18 protein-coding genes are annotated in these 16938 nt (G+C 60.8%); 15 read left to right on the forward strand and 3 right to left on the reverse strand.

Going from position 1 to position 16938, the window contains the following annotated elements:
* Positions 1-115 precede the first annotated feature (115 nt).
* The 5 genes from ACGYLX_RS09110 (at position 116) to ACGYLX_RS09130 (ending at position 5263) form a co-directional block, all read left to right on the forward strand.
* Positions 116-523 (forward strand): transposase, encoded by a 408-nt coding sequence (locus ACGYLX_RS09110; RefSeq protein ID WP_394448846.1) that lies wholly within the window; start codon positions 116-118, stop codon positions 521-523.
* On the forward strand, positions 517-870 hold the full coding sequence (tnpB, locus tag ACGYLX_RS09115) for an IS66 family insertion sequence element accessory protein TnpB (RefSeq protein ID WP_136720649.1): 354 nt from the start codon (positions 517-519) through the stop codon (positions 868-870). The genes ACGYLX_RS09110 and tnpB overlap by 7 nt, the downstream gene beginning before the upstream one ends.
* Before the next feature lie 55 nt (positions 871-925).
* Positions 926-2518, forward strand: coding sequence for an IS66 family transposase (tnpC, locus tag ACGYLX_RS09120; RefSeq protein WP_394448849.1), 1593 nt, complete (start codon positions 926-928; stop codon positions 2516-2518).
* A complete protein-coding gene (locus ACGYLX_RS09125; RefSeq protein ID WP_394448852.1) occupies positions 2442-4724 on the forward strand; it encodes a transposase in 2283 nt (760 codons plus the stop codon). The genes tnpC and ACGYLX_RS09125 overlap by 77 nt, the downstream gene beginning before the upstream one ends.
* Positions 4725-4810: 86 nt before the next feature.
* Complete coding sequence (locus ACGYLX_RS09130) at positions 4811-5263, forward strand: hypothetical protein (protein WP_168613414.1); 453 nt, start codon at positions 4811-4813, stop codon at positions 5261-5263.
* Between the two features lie 21 nt (positions 5264-5284).
* Here the strand turns inward: ACGYLX_RS09130 and ACGYLX_RS09135 are convergent, their stop codons facing one another.
* Positions 5285-5509, reverse strand: coding sequence for a hypothetical protein (locus ACGYLX_RS09135; protein ID WP_394448854.1), 225 nt, complete (start codon positions 5507-5509; stop codon positions 5285-5287).
* A 269-nt stretch (positions 5510-5778) separates the two neighbouring features.
* On the opposite strand from ACGYLX_RS09135, the gene ACGYLX_RS09140 reads away from it, so the two are divergent.
* Positions 5779-6633, forward strand: coding sequence for an SDR family oxidoreductase (locus ACGYLX_RS09140; RefSeq protein ID WP_394448856.1), 855 nt, complete (start codon positions 5779-5781; stop codon positions 6631-6633).
* Positions 6634-6731: 98 nt separating this feature from the next.
* Here the strand turns inward: ACGYLX_RS09140 and ACGYLX_RS09145 are convergent, their stop codons facing one another.
* Positions 6732-7748 (reverse strand): cation transporter, encoded by a 1017-nt coding sequence (locus tag ACGYLX_RS09145; protein ID WP_394448858.1) that lies wholly within the window; start codon positions 7746-7748, stop codon positions 6732-6734.
* A complete protein-coding gene (locus ACGYLX_RS09150) occupies positions 7745-8371 on the reverse strand; it encodes a transporter substrate-binding domain-containing protein (RefSeq protein ID WP_394448860.1) in 627 nt (208 codons plus the stop codon). The genes ACGYLX_RS09145 and ACGYLX_RS09150 overlap by 4 nt, the downstream gene beginning before the upstream one ends.
* A gap of 335 nt (positions 8372-8706) precedes the next feature.
* Here ACGYLX_RS09150 and ACGYLX_RS09155 point away from each other — a divergent pair, with 335 nt between their 5' ends.
* The 9 genes from ACGYLX_RS09155 (at position 8707) to ACGYLX_RS09195 (ending at position 16935) form a co-directional block, all read left to right on the forward strand.
* A complete protein-coding gene (locus tag ACGYLX_RS09155; RefSeq protein ID WP_394448862.1) occupies positions 8707-9402 on the forward strand; it encodes an SRPBCC family protein in 696 nt (231 codons plus the stop codon).
* 10 nt (positions 9403-9412) lie between these two features.
* The gene (locus ACGYLX_RS09160) at positions 9413-10600 is read left to right on the forward strand and encodes a zinc-dependent alcohol dehydrogenase (protein WP_394448864.1); all 1188 of its coding nucleotides are present in this window, start codon (positions 9413-9415) and stop codon (positions 10598-10600) included.
* Between the two features lie 17 nt (positions 10601-10617).
* Positions 10618-10764 (forward strand): hypothetical protein, encoded by a 147-nt coding sequence (locus tag ACGYLX_RS09165; RefSeq protein ID WP_156505615.1) that lies wholly within the window; start codon positions 10618-10620, stop codon positions 10762-10764.
* A 204-nt stretch (positions 10765-10968) separates the two neighbouring features.
* A complete protein-coding gene (locus ACGYLX_RS09170) occupies positions 10969-11613 on the forward strand; it encodes a hypothetical protein (protein ID WP_394448866.1) in 645 nt (214 codons plus the stop codon).
* A 17-nt stretch (positions 11614-11630) separates the two neighbouring features.
* Positions 11631-12599, forward strand: coding sequence for a Gfo/Idh/MocA family protein (locus ACGYLX_RS09175; protein WP_394448868.1), 969 nt, complete (start codon positions 11631-11633; stop codon positions 12597-12599).
* 88 nt (positions 12600-12687) lie between these two features.
* The gene (locus ACGYLX_RS09180; protein WP_394448870.1) at positions 12688-14292 is read left to right on the forward strand and encodes a flavin monoamine oxidase family protein; all 1605 of its coding nucleotides are present in this window, start codon (positions 12688-12690) and stop codon (positions 14290-14292) included.
* Between the two features lie 3 nt (positions 14293-14295).
* Positions 14296-14730: a c-type cytochrome gene (locus ACGYLX_RS09185; protein WP_394448872.1), complete on the forward strand. Its 435-nt coding sequence runs from the start codon at positions 14296-14298 to the stop codon at positions 14728-14730.
* Positions 14731-14733: 3 nt separating this feature from the next.
* Positions 14734-15429, forward strand: a complete 696-nt coding sequence (locus tag ACGYLX_RS09190; protein ID WP_394448874.1) for a c-type cytochrome — start codon at positions 14734-14736, stop codon at positions 15427-15429.
* 36 nt (positions 15430-15465) lie between these two features.
* Positions 15466-16935: a TrkH family potassium uptake protein gene (locus tag ACGYLX_RS09195; RefSeq protein WP_394448877.1), complete on the forward strand. Its 1470-nt coding sequence runs from the start codon at positions 15466-15468 to the stop codon at positions 16933-16935.
* Positions 16936-16938: the final 3 nt, after the last annotated feature.

Raw genomic sequence — 16938 nt, forward strand, 5'->3', positions numbered from 1 at the left:
GCGGCATGGCGCTGAAGACCAATATCGTTCGTAAGCGGTGGCCCGGGGGCACGTTGTAGGGTGTGATCTTCGCTGCGAGAACGAACGCATCTTATGACGGGGAGTGCGTTTCGCAATGTGCGCTACAAATTCGTTTCTCAGATCGCTTGGCGTTGAGATTTATGCGTCCGGCCACCGCCGTTGGTCGGATAATGCAAAGGCACAGGTGGTGGCGGACACGCTTGAGGTCGGTGCAACGGTGAACGCTGTCGCTGAGCGATATGGCATCCTTCCGAACCAGCTATCGGCGTGGCGTCGACTGGCCAAGGAAGGAAAGCTGTTGCTACCGGCGCCGGAGGCCGCTGAGCCGCTCTTCGCTCCACTGGTGGTTTCTGCTGGGCCGGAAGAGCCCACAGAAGCTCTGACTGTTCCGAATGAGGCGATCAGATTGATCTTTGGAGAGATCGCCATCGAGTTGCCGCTGCAGACATCTGCCTCTCGGATTGCAGAGATCGCCCACGCGCTTGATGCTTCTTCATGCTGATGCCATCGCAAGGTGTTCGGATATTGGTTGCGACGCGGCCGGTGGACTTCCGTAAAGGACACGATGGATTGGCTTCGATGGTGCAGTCGGCATTGGCCCAAGACCCCTTTACCGGAACAGTCTTTGTATTCCGCGCCAAACGGGCCGACAGGATGAAGATTTTGTTCTGGGACGGCAGCGGGCTCGTGATGACCTACAAGCGACTTGAGGAGAACAGCTTCATTTGGCCCGCCATTCGAGATGGCGTGATCACCTTGAACCGCCCCCAATTCGAGGCGCTTTTTGCAGGGCTGGACTGGCGCCGAGTGCGCTCTTTAGAACCCCGCAGACCGGCTGCGGCAGAGTGACTCGGAGGCGCAAAAGGCCTGCCCATTTGGGCGTAAATCAAGCTATACTCCGGGCATGTCCGACCTGCCGCCCATCGATATATCTGCCATCCCCGAGAGCCAGCGTGAAGCTGTCTTAGCGGTGCTGCGCGAGAACAAATCGTTGAAGCAAGAGACGACCGGGCTGCAAACCAAAACATCTGAGCTGGAAGTTTTGGTTAAGCGTCTGGAACACCTCATTGCCGAGCTCAAGAACGCCACACATGGCAAGCGCTCGGAGAAGTTAAGCGAGGATGAGCGGCAGTTGGCTTTTGAAGACCTTGAGGTGGCCGTCGCTGAAGTTGAGACTCAGCAAGCTGAGCAGACCTCCTCAGAGGCACGGCCTCGCAAAGCGGCCCGGCGCAACCGTGGCAATCTTCCTGCAGACCTTCCACGGGTTGAGCGGGTGGTCGAGCCTCAGAGTTTGAGCTGTCCCTGCGGATGTGGCGAGATGCACTGTATTGGCGAAGACCGCACCGAGCGACTGGATATCATTCCAGCGCAGCTGCGTGTCATCGTCACCGTTCGCCCCAAATATGCTTGCCGCTCCTGCGCTGAAGGTATCACGCAGGCCCCGGCGCCTGCGCATTTAATCGAAGGCGGGTTGCCGACTGAGGGCGCCATTGCACATGTGCTTGTCAGCAAATTCTCAGACCACCTGCCGTTGTATCGCCAAAGCCAAATCCTTGCTCGCTCCGCCATCGACATCCACCGCAGCACTTTGGCCGATTGGGTTGGCACAGCGGCTTTCCATCTGAGCCCTGTCGTGGACCGCTTGGCTGAGCATCTAAAGAAGTCCGGTAAGCTGTTCATGGATGAGACAACCGCCCCCGTTCTGGACCCGGGTCGAGGCCGCACGAAGACAGGATACCTTTGGGCACTGGCGCGCGATGATCGAGGATGGGGTGGAGATGATTCGCCAGGCGTTGTCTTCACCTATGCCCCGGGTCGTGCAGGGCAGAATGCAGAGCAGATATTGCGGGGCTTTGACGGCACTCTGCAACTAGACGGATATGCTGGTTACAACCGACTGACGCGCTCGTCGCGGAAAGGCGGCGCGCCGATCACCGCCGCGTATTGTTGGGCACACGCGCGGCGCAAGTTGAAAGAGGTCTTTGATCGAGACGGCTCAGAGATCGCCGCAGAAGGGCTGCGTCGGATCGCAGAGTTCTACCGCATTGAAAGCGAGATCCGTGGGATGGGTCCGGGTCAGCGCCTCTCGGCACGTCAGACCTGCACGGCACCATTGATGGCAGAGTTCGGCGAGTGGCTTCAGAGCCAACGGCGCCGGATCTCCTCGAAGTCCCGTCTCGGCGAGAAGTTGACCTATATCCATCGGCAGTGGAGCGGGCTGCAGACCTTCCTGCACGACGGCCGGGTCGAGATCGACTCCAATGCAGTCGAGAACCTGATCCGAACAATTGCATTGACGCGAAAGAACGCGCTTTTTGGCGGTCACGACGAAGGTGGCCACGCCTGGGGCCGCATCGCATCTCTCATAGCGACTGCGAAGGTCAATGATGTCGAACCGTTCGCATATCTCAAAGCGACGCTTGAAGCGATTGCAGCAGGCCATCCGGCCAATCGCATCGACGACCTACTTCCGTGGAATTTCCAGCCGTCAAGCTAATACCAAGTGCTGGGCAGGCACCGCTTACAACGAAAACGCTCACTACGCATTTGGAAAATTCGATCGTGTAACTGTCGAAGGCGTCAGTTACCGGCTTCATCGAGAAACGGAAGTCGGCTTTGTGTTTGTCCGCGATGACGAATCCCAACTTGCGCAGCAATTCACGCATGAGGACATGCAGCGGCTCGGAAATGCACATGCCATCCGCGTAGAGCGTGGGTATTTCGACCCGCACTTTGCGGCAAAGCGTCAACTGAAAATGACCGTCGCAGATGGTTGCCTCGTTGGTAGCGGCAAAACGCGGAAGTCTAAACGGGAGGCGTATACTGAGGCTCTCTTGGGATTGCACAGGGAGGGCTTGCTGAAAAGAAACGATTTGTCTCTGAAAGCTAGTGAGCCATTTCTGGTGGCACGGGCAATTCAGCTCGCGGATAATCTTAACCCCTCGGGGAAGGCCAAGCTGCCTAAATCCGAGGATTTCAGCATTCCTCCATCGCCGCGAACATTGCGTCGTTGGTTGAGTGCGATGGAAGAATTTGGCCGGGGCGGTCTCGTTGATCGGATCGACAATCGCGGCAACCGGTCGCACCGGATGGGGCCGGAGGCCATCGGGCTGATGATGAAAGAGGTACGCAAGTATCTCTCTCCTGAAAAGCCGTCGATCAAGCATATTCATGAGGAGGTCCAGCTCAGCTTCCGTGATCGCAACGAGGAACGCCTGGCAAACGGGCAATCACCGCTTACCATTCCGAGCCGTGAAACCGTGCGCCGCGCCATCTGGGCGCTCGATCCCTACCAAGTTGAATTGGCTCGCAACGGGGAAGCCGCTGCGCGCAAAAAGTTTCGGCCGGTTGTAAATGGTATTTCTGTGACACGGCCTTTGGAGCGCGTGGAGATCGACGAATGGACCGTCGATGTTATGACGTTTTTGACGAGCAGCGGAATGTACGCCCTCATGGAGGACGACGAAAAGCGTTCACTGGGTCTCTACGTTGAAGGAGATGTTGATGACAACGGGAAGAAGCGCAAAAAGACAGCACGCTGGACACTGACGGCGGCTATCTGCTGCGCAACGCGGTGCATTGTCGGCATGGTGCTGAGCCGCAACCCCGGGGAGGAAGCTGCGGTACAACTCCTGCAGATGATCACAACCAACAAAGGTACGTGGACGGACGCGGTAGGCGGCATGACGCCATGGGACATGCATGGCACGCCGGAATTGATCGTCTTCGACGGAGGAGCCGCCTTTAAATCACAACGTTTTCGGATGGCTGCCAGCGATCTTGGGGTCATGTGGGAAATGGCTATGAACGGTGTGCCAGAAAACCGCGGCACCATTGAACGGGCGTTTGGGACCTTCGCGAGCGATTTCGCGCCACGACTGACCGGCCACACTTTTGGTAGCATCTTGGAGAAAGGTGATGCCGATCCGGAGAAGCGGGCCGTCCTGACCTTGGATGACTTCACCTTCGCCCTGATCCGTTGGGTGGCGGACATCAACCACAATACGCCCCACGGTGGACTGAATGGCGAGACGCCTGTCAAGGCGTGGCGTCGCCTGAGCAAGGAATACGGCGTCCTGCCTCCCCCGGACATGGAGATTATGCGCCTGTATTTCGGGCAGCAGCGTCAGTATCGCCTCGACAAGTCTGGGATCACGATTCTCGGAGTGAGCTACCAGGCTGAACACCTGCAAACCTACATGCGTCGCAAGGATCCGCACATGGTTGATGTGCGGTGGCACCCGAAGGATCTGGGTGCGATCTCCGTCCGGTTGGGCAAGGAGTGGTTCGAAATTCCAGCCATTGACGCCTCGCTCAAGGGGGTTGCTGCTCAGACTGGGCTGACCGCCATCCGGCGCACACGGTCCGCCAACCCGACCTCGAACCGTTTGGACAACGTAGCAGTACGCGAAGCCATCAAGGCCATCAACGACCGCAATGAGCAGGCTTCAAGCCTAAATCTCGAAGACTGGTCCGAGGATCGCATGGATCGGGCCGAGCGGGATCTTTTGGCTGGGGTCGAATTCTTCGAGCGCAAAGCGCCATCGCAGCAAAAGGGTGAACTGGGTCATCACATTCCATCCACGGAAGAATTGACCGGTGTTCCCATGGATCACAACGCGCTGAAAAAGCCATCCGGCGGTGCGGCGGCGCTTACAGACCTGCCTGCAAAACCCACCAACATCACGATCGAGGAGGACTGATCACGAAAGATTTCGTCAACAAGGAAGCCGCCCTCGATGCGGTTCGCGAGCTGCACATCGGCCTCGATTGGGACGGGGAGGCCGCCATGGACACGCTCCACGGCTGGGGCGGAGACGACACCCTGCGCGGCTTCGACGATGATGACCTATTGGTCGGCCAGCAGGGGGATGACCATCTGCTGGGCAACCGGGGCGATGATCAGCTTTCCGGCAGAGAGGGGCAAGACCAGCTGAACGGCGGCATCGGGCACGATACGGTCGTCGGCGGGGCGGGGGCAGACACCGTCACGGGATGGACGGGCGACGACGTTTTCGGCTTTTCCGAGGGCGAGGTGGCCACGGGCGATGTCATCACCGACTTCACCCCCGGCGTCGACGTGATCCAGCTCTCGCTCTCCGGCATCAGGGGTCTCGATGATCTTGAGATCACGGCGCGAGAGGGCGGTGTTGCGGTCGGCCTTGGCGCGTATGGGGTGATCTTTTTGCAAGGCGACCTGACGGAAAGCGCGGTGGCTCAGGATCGGAACTTCGTATTCTAACCGGCCACGCGCAGCCCCCCATCAATAGGTCGCGGGCGGATCGCTGGCGGGGAAGGATTCGTCGACCGCCTCATCCACGATATTCCATTTGCGGGGCGGGTCGACCATCTCGCGCGGGCCCGCGACGCGGACGTGGTCTTGCGCCCGGTCATATGCCACCGCCCTTTGGGCGCGGGACTGGCGGTTCATCAGATAGGCGAGGCTCGCGGCACCGGCGCCGAAGATCAGCAATGCGCTCATTCGCATGGGATATACTCCTTCTCAAGGTTACCTGAAAAACCATGGGGCTGATGCTTGGTTCCTTGGCCCGCCTTTGATTGGCGGGGGCTTGCCACCGCTGGAAGGGGCGACGCGGAAAGGCGACCGGCCCCTGAGCGCAACACCCGTGATGCGCGAAATTTCTCTCATCCCGCTGCCGCGCTGAAACCAGACCGGCAAAGCGATCATTGCCCCTTTGTAACCCTAGTTTTTTGAACGCCCCGCCCGCGTGGGGCCACAACAGATAGGAATGCACCATGACAGATCAGAATTTTGATGCCCTCGACACCCCGCAAAGCCAGCCCGGGCGGGAGCATAAGATGGACCCCGCGCCCGATTACACCCCGCGCTACCCGGGTTCCGACCGGCTCAAGGATAAGGTGGCGCTGATCACCGGGGGCGACAGCGGGATCGGCCGCGCTACGGCGCTGCTCTATGCGCGTGAGGGGGCGGATGTCGCCATCGTCTACCGCAACGAAAGCCGCGACGCGGAAGAGACCAAGCGATTGGTCGAGGCCGAGGGCCGCCGGGCGTTGTTGCTGGAGGGCGATGTCGGTGAGAAAGCCTTTTGCAAAGATGCCGTAAGCCGCACGATGGAGAGCTTTGGCAAGATTGACATTCTCGTCAATGATGCGGGCGAACAGCACGCGCAGGAAAGCCTCGAAGACATCGAAGAAGCGCAGATCGAACGCACGTTCCGCACCAATATCATCGGCATGATCCTGATGACGCAGGCAACGCTGCCGCATCTGAAAAAGGGCGCGCGGATCATCTGTGTCACCTCGATCACCGCCTATAAGGGTCAGGACCTACTGCTTGACTATGCGTCGACCAAAGGGGCGATCCTGTCCTTCCTGCGGGCCATGGCGAGCAAGCTGGCGCCCAAGGGGATTTTGGTCAACGGTGTGGCCCCGGGGCCGATCTGGACGCCGCTGATCCCGGCCTCCTTCCCGGCAGATAAGGTTGAGGAATTTGGCGAGAACACCCCCCTTGGCCGCCCCGGTCAGCCGAATGAGGTGGCCCCGTCGCTGCTGTTCCTCGCCTGCGAGGACTCGTCTTATATGAGCGGGCAGGTGTTGCACCCGAACGGCGGCACGTTGGTTGGCGGATAAGCCAGATGCATGTTGCCCCGCGTGTGATGACGCGGGGCAATGTCGATGCGGAGGCGTGTCTGTAGGTCAGTTTTAAATCGGACGCGATCCGCCCCCGGTCACCCCATTGGACGCCGCCGGGCGCCGGACCGCAGTGGCAGAGTGCCGTCATCCGCCCCTTCAATCGTGACCGACTCCGCAATCTCAGTCCGTGGCATGATCGAGATGTCGTGAATGCGCCAATGCAGGTCGAGCAGTTCGGCCTCCGCCGCCTCGACCCTCTCGGGCGTGCCGCCGTTTTCATGCGCCACGACGTAGATTGTGCCGGTCAGAAAGCGCCCTTCTTCGCGCAGACGCAGGCGGCTTTCGCAGACCCATGGCAGCGCGTTGAAAGTATCTTGCACCTCTTCGATCAGCGGGTCGAACTCCTTATCTTCAATCGTGCGCGGCATCTCGTCGCTGAGGTCGCGGATGGCCGCGCCGGTGTGCTTGAAACCGTCGTGCAGCACGTCCAAGGCGATCACGATGGCCGCGACCGCATCGGCCCACCACCAGCCCATCCCGATCCCAAGGATGCCCACGATACCGGCAAGCCCTGTCATCCAATCCGCCTTGTTCATCATGGCATCGGCATAGAGCGTTTTGTCATGGAGCATCTTGGCGGGCTTCATTTTCAGGTGGCCGAAAATGACCGGCATCACGACGCTATAGGCCAGCGCCGCGATCATCACCCAGCCGAACCAAATGGTGGTGCCGAAAAGCTCGACACTGCCGATGGTGGGGTGCTCCTGCTTGAACAGTGCGATGGAAGAGTCGACGATAAGAAAAATCCCGACCCCGCCGAGCGACACGGCGCTGATCAGATAAGCGATTGATGTGACGCGGATATAGCCCAGTGGAAAACGGCGGTTGGGCTTCCATCCTTCGATCCACGAGCCAACCAGAAAGGCAATGGGCGGCACGAAGCTGAGCAGGTCTTCGATCCACGCGGTTTTCATCGCTTGGCTGCTGCCCACTGCAAAATAGATCGCCGCCACGATCGACCCCAAGACCGCGATCCAGATGACCTCAAGCCAGCGCGCGCGGTGCAGCGCTTTCTTCTGCGCCTGGGGCATGGTGCGGATGGAGCGGGTCATGGGGCAGATGCGCGTAAACGCGCCCCTATGGTTCCGGCCTCATCTCGAAGAAAGCCTTCGATCTCCATCAGCCAAGCGTTTTCGCCCTGCTGCACGGCAACGACATGCTGCGCCCGCTGTAGCGTGGTTTCGGTGGCGGTAAGGTCTTTCTCATCAAGTTGCCAATGGGGGACGGCGGCGAGGTTGAGACCTTCCGCCCATTGATCCACCGGAATGCCGCCTTCCTTTTCAACCAGCGCGGCAAGGGGCAGGTAGGGCGGTACGAAAACGCGTTGGCCTTCGATCTCATAGGGCAGGGCGTCTGGCCCCCGGCTGCCGATGACAAAGGACTCCTCGAAATAGGCGTAACTCGGCGCGGCACCTTTTACCGGGGTCACGTCTTTGCGGGTGAAACCCCCGATGGCGAGGTCGATGTCACCCTTCTCCAACCCCTCCAACGCTGCGAAAGCGCCGAGGTGTTTCCACTCGATGGCCACCCCCAAGGCGTCGGCGAAGGCGCGGGTCAGGTCGGCTTCGACCCCCTGCGGCGGCTGGCCGTCTGCCAGCACGACCCACGGCGGGTTTTCCGATACCGCCACGGTCATTTTCTGGTCGGAGAGAACGGTTTCGAGGGTGTCTTCCACATCCCGAGGGAACTGCAGGTCATCGCAAGCGGCGAGCAAGCTCAGGGCAGCGAGGGGGATTAAAATTCTCAAACCAATTGGATTGTCCACGCCTTTGGCACCATGTGGCGTAGTTTCGCGGGGCGTCATTACATTATTCCTTTGGGCCGGATCGCAGGGGACCAACGGGCGGTTTCCCGAAAGGTTCCTGTTACTGGCAGCGCGCCCCCCGTGCGCGATCGGTTGATTTCCGCCGGAGCCGCGCTTCGGAGCCACTTCTTCGGAACACCTGTCGCGATCCTCGCGTTCCAGTTGAAACACTCGGTCTGCCATATTCAGCAACAGGAGGTTTCTTGATGACATCTTATCCTTACGACCAACGTAGCGCCACTGAGAGCGCGCGGGACGCGCTGACAGAGCGGCAAAGCTCGCTGTTCTGGGGGCTTGGCGTCGGCGCGCTTGCCGGGGCCTCTGCCTATGCGCTCTACGCCGCGCGGCGGGATCGTGACGGGCTGAGCCATCGGCCCGCAGATTCCGCGCCCGGGCGCAGTGCGAAACAGGCGCGTTTCGGCGATTATGCCGTCGTCGGACGCACGGTGACGATCGACCGTCCGCGTGACGAACTCTACCGCCACTGGCGCGACTTCACAAAGCTCTCAGAGTTCATGGAGAACGTAAAGGCGGTCGAGCCGATCGACGCCGCGAAGGGTCAGTTCCGTTGGATGATCGCAGGCCCGGCGGGGACAGACCTGCGGGTCGAGACCGAGGTGGTCAGTGACAAACCGGGGGAAGAGATCGCGTGGCGCGCCCTCGACAGTTCGCAGATCGATACCGAGGGCAAAGTCTCGTTCCGCGACGCGCCGGGTGACCGGGGCACCGAGATTGAGGCGATCATCGCCTATAACCCGCCCGCCGGGGAGCTGGGGCGCTGGATCGCCAAGCTGTTTCAGACCGAACCCGCGCTTCAGGGTCGGCGGGATTTGAAGCGGTTCAAAATGCTGATGGAGACAGGCGAAATCGCCACCTCCGCCAATCGCAAATCGGACAAGTGAGGAGAGAGACATGCGCGCATTGACATGGCAAGGCAAGCACGACGTGCGGGTCGATACGGTCCCCGACCCGGAAATCGTCAACCCCCGCGACGCCATTATCGAGGTCACCTCGACCGCGATTTGTGGCTCTGACCTGCACCTTTATGATGGCGTGATCCCCGGCGTCATGGCGGGCGATATTCTGGGCCATGAGTTCATGGGCCGGGTGGTCGAGACCGGCCCCAAGAGCACCCTTAAGAAAGACCAGCGGGTGGTGGTGCCTTTCACCATTTCCTGCGGCTCCTGCTTTCACTGTAAAAAGACCCAGTATTCGGCCTGCGACAACTCCAACCCGGCGGACAAACAGGATTTGACTGAAAAGCAATTCGGCCACGCGGTCGGCGGGTTGTTTGGCTATTCTCATCTGACCGGCGGCTATCCCGGCGGACAGGCAGAATATGTGCGGGTGCCCTTCTCTGACGTGGGCCCGATAGTCATTCCCGAAGGGTTCGACGATGACGATGTGCTATTCCTGTCGGATATTCTCCCGACCGGCTGGATGGCCGCCGAAAACGCCGACATCGAAGAGGGCGACACCGTCGCCGTTTGGGGCTGCGGCCCGGTGGGGCTTTTCGCCGTGCAAAGCGCGCTCAAGATGGGGGCCGCGCAGGTCATCGCGATCGACCACTACCCGAACCGGCTGAACCTCGCGCGGCAGATGGGGGCCAAGGTCATCGACTACACCCAGACCCATGTGCTGGAGGCGCTGATGGAGATGTCGGGCGGTCACGGCCCCGATGCGGTGATTGATGCGGTCGGCATGGAAAGCCACGGTTTCGCGCCCGATACGATGATGGACAACGTCAAACAGGTGGTCGGCGTCGGTGCTGACGGAGGCCATGTGCTGCGTGAAGCGATCATGGCTTGCCGCAAGGGCGGTCGCGTCTCGGTCCCCGGTGTCTATGGCGGCTTCCTCGACAAGTTCCCCTTGGGCGCGATGATGGAGAAAGGTCTGCAAATCCGCACCGGCCAGACCCATGTGCAGCGCTACACCAAGGAGCTGTTGCACCGCATCGCCGAGGGCGAGATCGACACCCGCTTCATGATCAGCCACCGCCTGCCGCTGGAGCACGCCGCCAAGGGCTATCACAACTTCCGCTTCGATCAGAACGACTGGACCAAAGTGGTCCTCAAACCCGGCATGCAGGCTGCTGCATAGCAAAAAAGGAGAGTGACATGCCAAACGAGCCAGATCACGCCAAAGAGAAACGCCCGCCCCATCGTGAGCGCCACAATGCGCAGGACGACCACGAGGGCGCGGCGCACCGCCCCGAGGAGTTCGATCCAAAGAACCCGCAAAAGGTGGTGAAGCAAGAGAAGTGAACGGCAAAGCAGCGCGAGAAAATCGCGCTGCTTTTTCGTATCGCCCGGGCATTTTCCGGGCGCCATCTCACGCACGCAGAAGGGGCAGATTAGACCCCGCGAATATTAACCGATTTCATAGAAAGGCAGAAAAGGATGCCACAGTTTCACAAAACCCTATCGCTCATATGCCTTCTGGCCCCCGCTGGGGCCTTGGCGCAAACGGTGGATCAGACAACCACCACAGCCCCTGAGATGGAGCGGAACACCTCCGCCTCGGATTGGAGCCTAGAGGTGGGCGTCACGCCGAAATTCTTTTACCGTCTCAACGATGGCCCCGGTGCCGCCGAAAGCGCGGAGATCGAGGCTTTTGCGGAGGTCGCCTATGGCCCGGCCTATTTCCACGCCCTCGTTCTATCGCTGGACGACCCAAGGGATGACGCGCAATTCGAACTGACGCTGGGCCACCGTGGCGATCTAACGGACAAACTGGCCTATGACGCCTATTACACCCGCTTTCTGCGCGATGAGACGGGCGATGTGCGGGGCGAGTTGCATGGCAAATTCGATTATAGCGTGAGCGAAGAGTGGCGGGCCACCGTTGATCTGGGGGTCGAGCCGGAGCGGGGCGATTGGGTCTATAAGCTCGAAGGCGGCTATACGTTCAACGACCGGGTTGATGCTTATGCCTTTGTCGAGCGGGACGATATTTTGGATTATACGGGCTATGAGGTCGGGGTGAACTACGATCTCGACGAGGGCAACGCGCCGCTCGATGCGTCATTGCTCAGCTACGTGAACCACACCGAAGGCGGCGACACTGTTTTCGCGGTTCAGATCACGCTGTCGCGTTTTCTGTTGGGCGATTGATGCGGGGGGAAACAGTTATGACAACTGACAAGAATTTGGTTCTGCTCGGCGGGGCGCATGTGCATCTGTCCGACCATCTGGCGCATATCGCACAGCGCGGCTGGCGCGTCTCTCAGGTTTTCGACCGGGATGAAGCGCGCCAAGAGGCGCTTTGTAGCCAGCTCAAGGCCAGCCGGGTCGCGCTGACTGACCTTGCCCGATTGGATGTGCGCGGCGCGATTGTGTGCAGCGAAACGGTGTTTCATGAGGAGGACATCACCGCCGCCCTGAACGCCGGTCTGCCGGTCTTTGTCGAAAAGCCGATGGCGGGCAGCGCCGAAGCGGCGCGCCGCTGCGCTGATTTGGCCTGCGAAAAGGGTTTGGTCTTGGCGACGGGGTATTTCCTGCGCAAATCCGCGGCGCTCAACCACCTGCACGAGAGTATCGCGCGGGGCGCATTGGGCCAGGTGCTAGAGGCCCGCGGACGCTTTTCCCATGACGGCGGCTATGCCGATTGGCTCGACCTCGATTGCTGGATGACCGACCCGGCGCGGGCCTGCTATGGCGGGTTCGTGGATGAGGTGGTGCATGTCATCGACCTTTTGCAGTGGCTCGTCGGCCCCATCGCCTCGGGCCATGCGGTCACGGGCAACGCGCTTGGCTGGCCGGTGGATGACCACGGCGCGGCCCTGATCCATTTCGCGACCCCACCCGCCACCGGCGTGGTTGAGGCAGGCTGGACGGATAGCGAAATGCGCCTTGAGTTGGACATCGTGGGCGAGGCCGGTTGGGCGCGTTTGCGGGCGGGCGTGCTGGATTTCGGTCGCAGAGGCCAGCAGAAACCGGTCGAGAGCATAGAGCTTCCCCCGCTTGATGCGGGCGAGGGGGTGGAGCCTTTTTTGGACACCTTGGAAGGCAAAGATGCGACCGGCCTCGTGCCGCCGCAGGACGCCGCGCAGGTCAATGTCCTGCTTGATGCAATGAAACTCAAGCGCGGCGGATCGTGATTTTTCCGACCTTCTTGGAACAATGACCTGTGGCGGGCGTTCTTTCGTTAATTGGTCAAAAAATTTACCTGAAATAGGAGCGGTCTTTATGTCCCACCCCTCCAACGTCCGGCCCCCATCACGGCGCGATCTTTTGAAAATGATCGGTCTGGCCGCTGGTTCCTCCACCATGCTGCACGCCATGTCCTCCCTCGGGCATGCCCGGCAAAGCCCTTACAAAGGCCCCATCGAACTTTCCGGCGCGCCTCAGGGGCGCAAGGTTGTTGTGCTGGGGGCGGGTCTTGCGGGCATGTGCGCCGCGCTGGAACTGCGCAACGCGGGCTACGAAGTCAGCATCCTAGAGTATCAAAAGCGCGCCGGGGGCCGCTGTTGGACCCTCAAAGGCGGCGATGAATTCGAAGAATTGGGCGGCTATAAGCAAAAGGTCGAATTCTCCAAAGGGCAATATATCAACATCGGCCCGTGGCGCATCCCGCATCACCATCTGGCGCTCTTGGACTATTGCCACCGGTTGAACGTCCCGCTCGAAGTATTCGTTCAGGAAAACCAAAACGCCTATCTCCATTCGCAAACGGCATTTGACGGCAAACCAATTCGCTATGGCCATGCTTGGGCGGATTACGTGGGCCAGATCACGGAATTGCTGGCCAAATCGGTCGATAAAGGGCGGCTTGATAGCGCGCTGACCAAAGAGGACACTGAAATCCTTTTGGAATCCCTGAAATCATTTGGCATCCTGAACAACAATTACAGCTATGAGGCCAGTCTCGATACCGCTGAATACCGCGGCTATCCTGAGAATGGCGCGCCGGGCGGGGGGCTTTACAACGCCGCGCCCGAACCTTCTGAGCCGATTGCCTTGGAAGACCTGCTGAAATCCCGCTTTTGGGAAAAGATGCGCAACCACACGACCTACCGCCACCATGCGCCGATGTTCCAGCCCGTGGGCGGCATGGAAGAGATCGCCCATGCCTTTGCCCGCGAGGTGGAGGATATGATCACCTATAACGCCAAGGTCGACCGCATCAAACAGACCGAGAGCGGTGTCGAGGTCGAGTATTCGAGCGCCGATGGCGAAGGCGAGGGCGGGGTTGAAACGGCGGATTACTGTATCTGTACCATCCCCTTCACCGTGCTCAGCCAGCTTGATGTCGATGTCTCTGCCGACATGCGCCGCGTCATGCGGGCGCTGCATTACCATGAGGCGGTGAAAGCCGGGCTTGAGATGAAGCGCCGCTTTTGGGAACGGGATGAGCAGATTTACGGCGGCATCACCCTGACCGACCTGCCGATTGCTGAGATCAGCTATCCCTCGGCTGAGATGCATTCCGCTGGGCCGGGCGTGCTGCTGGGCTGCTATGCCTATGGGCCACATGCCTATGCCTTCAATTCGATGTCGCCCGAAGAGCGGCTTGAAACCGTGTTGGAGCAGGGCGCGCGGATCCACCCGCAGTACCGGGATGAATTCAGCAGCGGTGTGGTGCTGAGCTGGCACCGGGTGCCGTGGATGCTGGGCTGTTATTCCGATTGGGATGACCGGGGCCGCGATTATCAGATCGCCGCGACCATGGACAACCGTTTCGTCTGCGCGGGGGAGCATATCAGCTATCTGCCGGGCTGGCAGGAAGGCTCTCTGCTTTCGGCGCTGGATGCGGTGCGACAGGTCCATGACCGCGCGGTGAAGGAGGGTTGAACCATGCGTTATCTGATCTTTCCCCTGCTCATGGCGCTCGCCACGCCGGGCCTTGCGCAGGAGGACAATTCTCAGGTCGATGTCGGCCGGCGTGATCTGGGCTCCACCACCGAGAAATTCACCGATAGCGAGGGGTCCGATCTTTACCGCCGCGCCTGTTCGGGCTGTCACGGGCCAGAGGGCGAGGGGGCATATGGGGCCGGGAAATACCCCGCTTTGGCCGCCAACCCGCGGCTGGGGCACAAGCGCTATCCGGTCAACCTGATCCTCGAAGGCAATGGCGCCATGCCAGCCTTTGCCGATTGGCTGGATGATGAACAGGTGGCCGCGATCGTGTCCTACATCCAAACCAACTTGGGCAATGACTACGAAGGCGATGTCACCGCCGAAGAGGTCAAGCGTATGCGGGCCGAGTTCGCCGATCTGGAGGAGGGGTAGACCATGCGACTTTCAATTCTTGTTCCCTTTGCCACCTTCATCGCCTGTGCCGCTGCGGCGCAGTCTCCGCCACCGCTGTTTGATGATGTCGATGACGGCGGCGTGGAACGTGCTCCCGATACCGTTTTGGGCCGCACCGTCGCCTCGGGTGGCGCGCAGCAGGGCGGTGTCGGCATGAAATGCATGGCCTGCCACGGGCTGGATGACGCAGGCGCAGGCTTGGGCGAGATGCCCGGTCTGGCCGGGTTGCCTGCTGACTATATCGAAGCGCAGCTTCAGGCTTTCATGGCGGGTGAACGGTTTTCCCCGATCATGGTGCCCATCGCCACGCAGTTGACTGAAGAAGAGCGTTTGGCCGTGGCGGATTACTACGCCTCCGTCGCGCCGAAACTGTCCAAGTTCGATCACGGTGCCCCGACGGATGTGGTGCAACAGGGCGGCGCGCTTGCGGCTTCTGGCAGTGACAGCGTGCCAGCCTGCAACCAATGCCACGGTGGCAGCGACACAAGCGGCGCGGCGATTCCGCGTTTGGCAGGGCAATCGGCGCAGTATATCGCCGATCAACTGGTGGCTTGGCAGAACGGCGACCGGGCGAACGGACCGCTTAACGTCATGGAAGACATCGCCAAATCGCTTAGCGATGAGGAAATCCGCGCGGTTGCCCTATACTACCAGCAGACGCCGCCTGATGCGGAATAAAGCTGCACCACCACGGATACAGATGGCCCCAAGCTGATGGCAATTCGCCCGGCCTCTTTCTTCCGGTCGGGTTCCTCGACCGTGATGACCGTCGCGCGGCCGCGTGTGATTGCGCTGACACTCGGCAAACACGCGCCGATCTTTGGCGCGCTGTGCCTGCCACCCGGTGCTTGGGCCTTGGCCGAGGGGGACTTGCTGCTGGCGCTGGTCTTGCTCGCGCCGGTGGCCCTATCCGGCGTGGTGCATGTCGCGGTGCGGTCGCGCCCGCTGCCCGATGATCTGCGCGGGATGGAAGCGATGATGACCGTGGCTTTGGTCTTTCTCATCGCCGCGCTGTTGACCACACCCGCTTTCGTCACCCTTGGCATGCCCCCCATAGATGCGTTTTTCGAGGCGGTGAGCGGCATCACCACCACCGGCCTTACGGTCGCGCAAGAGGCGGAAAGCTGGCCTTTCGCGGGGCACGTCCTGCGCGGCTGGATGCAGTGGTGCGGCGGTCTGGTGATCGCTACGGCGGTGCTGGCCCTGCTGCTGCCGCGGGGCCGCCCGGCGCGGCGGCTGGGGCGGGTCGATATCCAACAGGGGGATCGCATTTCCTCAACCCGAGAGCAGGCGCGGCAGCTTCTGACCGTCTATAGCGCGCTGACCTTGGTCATGGTGCTGCTCACCATGCTGGTGATCCCCGATTGGCGTGAGGCATTGGTGCTGACCCTCGCCGCGATTTCGACCGCAGGGTTTTCGCCCCGCCCCGACAGTCTGGCCAGCTATTCGCCGCTCGGGCAGGGCATGGTCATTCTGTCCTGCGTCTTGGGCGCGATATCGCTGCTGGTCTTTGTCTTTGTCGGCCAGGGGCGGCACCGTGAAGCGTGGAAACTCGGCTCGGTCCAGCGGGTGCTCGTGGCGATTGCGCTGGCCTTAGTCATTTACCTCGCCGCGGTGCTGACCACTTCCCAAGATCGCGAGCTCAGCCTCTACGCCCATGCGCTGAACCTGATTTCGGGGCTGACAACGGCGGGGTTTTCCACGGGGCCGGTCTATGATGCCGGTCCCGCGTTGCTGATCCTGTTGCTGGCGATGCTTTGGGGCGGCGATGCCGGATCGACGGCGGGGGGGCTCAAGCTTAGCCGTCTGCATGTCTGTATTGGCGCCGTGGTCCATGCGGTGCAGCATGTGCGGCTCACTGAACATGCCATCGCCCCCCTGCGCCACAGTGGGCGGCCCGTCTCGACCGAAGCGGTCGTGTCGCTTTTGGCGCTGGTGCTCATCTATTTCAGCTTTGCGGGGCTCTTGTGGTTTCACTTCGTGGCCCATGGCTACCCCCCGTTGCCGGCCTTGTTCGACACGATTTCAGCGCTTTCGACCGTTGGCCTCTCAACCGGGGCGGTGGGTGCGGACATGCCCGGCGATCTGAAACTCTCGGTCGCCTTCGCCATGTGGCTGGGCCGATTGGAATTCATCGCGGTGCTGGCGCTTTTGCTGCCACGCAGTTGGACCCGCCCAAGTTAGGAG

Source organism: Sulfitobacter sp. 1A13496 (assembly GCF_043557225.1).
Lineage (GTDB): Bacteria > Pseudomonadota > Alphaproteobacteria > Rhodobacterales > Rhodobacteraceae > Sulfitobacter > Sulfitobacter faviae.

Coding starts and splice junctions, on each gene's coding strand:
- ACGYLX_RS09110 (WP_394448846.1), top strand. CDS start 116: ATGTGCGCTACAAATTCGTTTCTCAGATCGCTTGGCGTTGAGATTTAT.
- tnpB (WP_136720649.1), top strand. CDS start 517: ATGCTGATGCCATCGCAAGGTGTTCGGATATTGGTTGCGACGCGGCCG.
- tnpC (WP_394448849.1), top strand. CDS start 926: ATGTCCGACCTGCCGCCCATCGATATATCTGCCATCCCCGAGAGCCAG.
- ACGYLX_RS09130 (WP_168613414.1), top strand. CDS start 4,811: ATGGACACGCTCCACGGCTGGGGCGGAGACGACACCCTGCGCGGCTTC.
- ACGYLX_RS09135 (WP_394448854.1), bottom strand. CDS start 5,509: ATGCGAATGAGCGCATTGCTGATCTTCGGCGCCGGTGCCGCGAGCCTC.
- ACGYLX_RS09140 (WP_394448856.1), top strand. CDS start 5,779: ATGACAGATCAGAATTTTGATGCCCTCGACACCCCGCAAAGCCAGCCC.
- ACGYLX_RS09145 (WP_394448858.1), bottom strand. CDS start 7,748: ATGACCCGCTCCATCCGCACCATGCCCCAGGCGCAGAAGAAAGCGCTG.
- ACGYLX_RS09155 (WP_394448862.1), top strand. CDS start 8,707: ATGACATCTTATCCTTACGACCAACGTAGCGCCACTGAGAGCGCGCGG.
- ACGYLX_RS09160 (WP_394448864.1), top strand. CDS start 9,413: ATGCGCGCATTGACATGGCAAGGCAAGCACGACGTGCGGGTCGATACG.
- ACGYLX_RS09165 (WP_156505615.1), top strand. CDS start 10,618: ATGCCAAACGAGCCAGATCACGCCAAAGAGAAACGCCCGCCCCATCGT.
- ACGYLX_RS09175 (WP_394448868.1), top strand. CDS start 11,631: ATGACAACTGACAAGAATTTGGTTCTGCTCGGCGGGGCGCATGTGCAT.
- ACGYLX_RS09180 (WP_394448870.1), top strand. CDS start 12,688: ATGTCCCACCCCTCCAACGTCCGGCCCCCATCACGGCGCGATCTTTTG.
- ACGYLX_RS09185 (WP_394448872.1), top strand. CDS start 14,296: ATGCGTTATCTGATCTTTCCCCTGCTCATGGCGCTCGCCACGCCGGGC.
- ACGYLX_RS09190 (WP_394448874.1), top strand. CDS start 14,734: ATGCGACTTTCAATTCTTGTTCCCTTTGCCACCTTCATCGCCTGTGCC.
- ACGYLX_RS09195 (WP_394448877.1), top strand. CDS start 15,466: ATGGCAATTCGCCCGGCCTCTTTCTTCCGGTCGGGTTCCTCGACCGTG.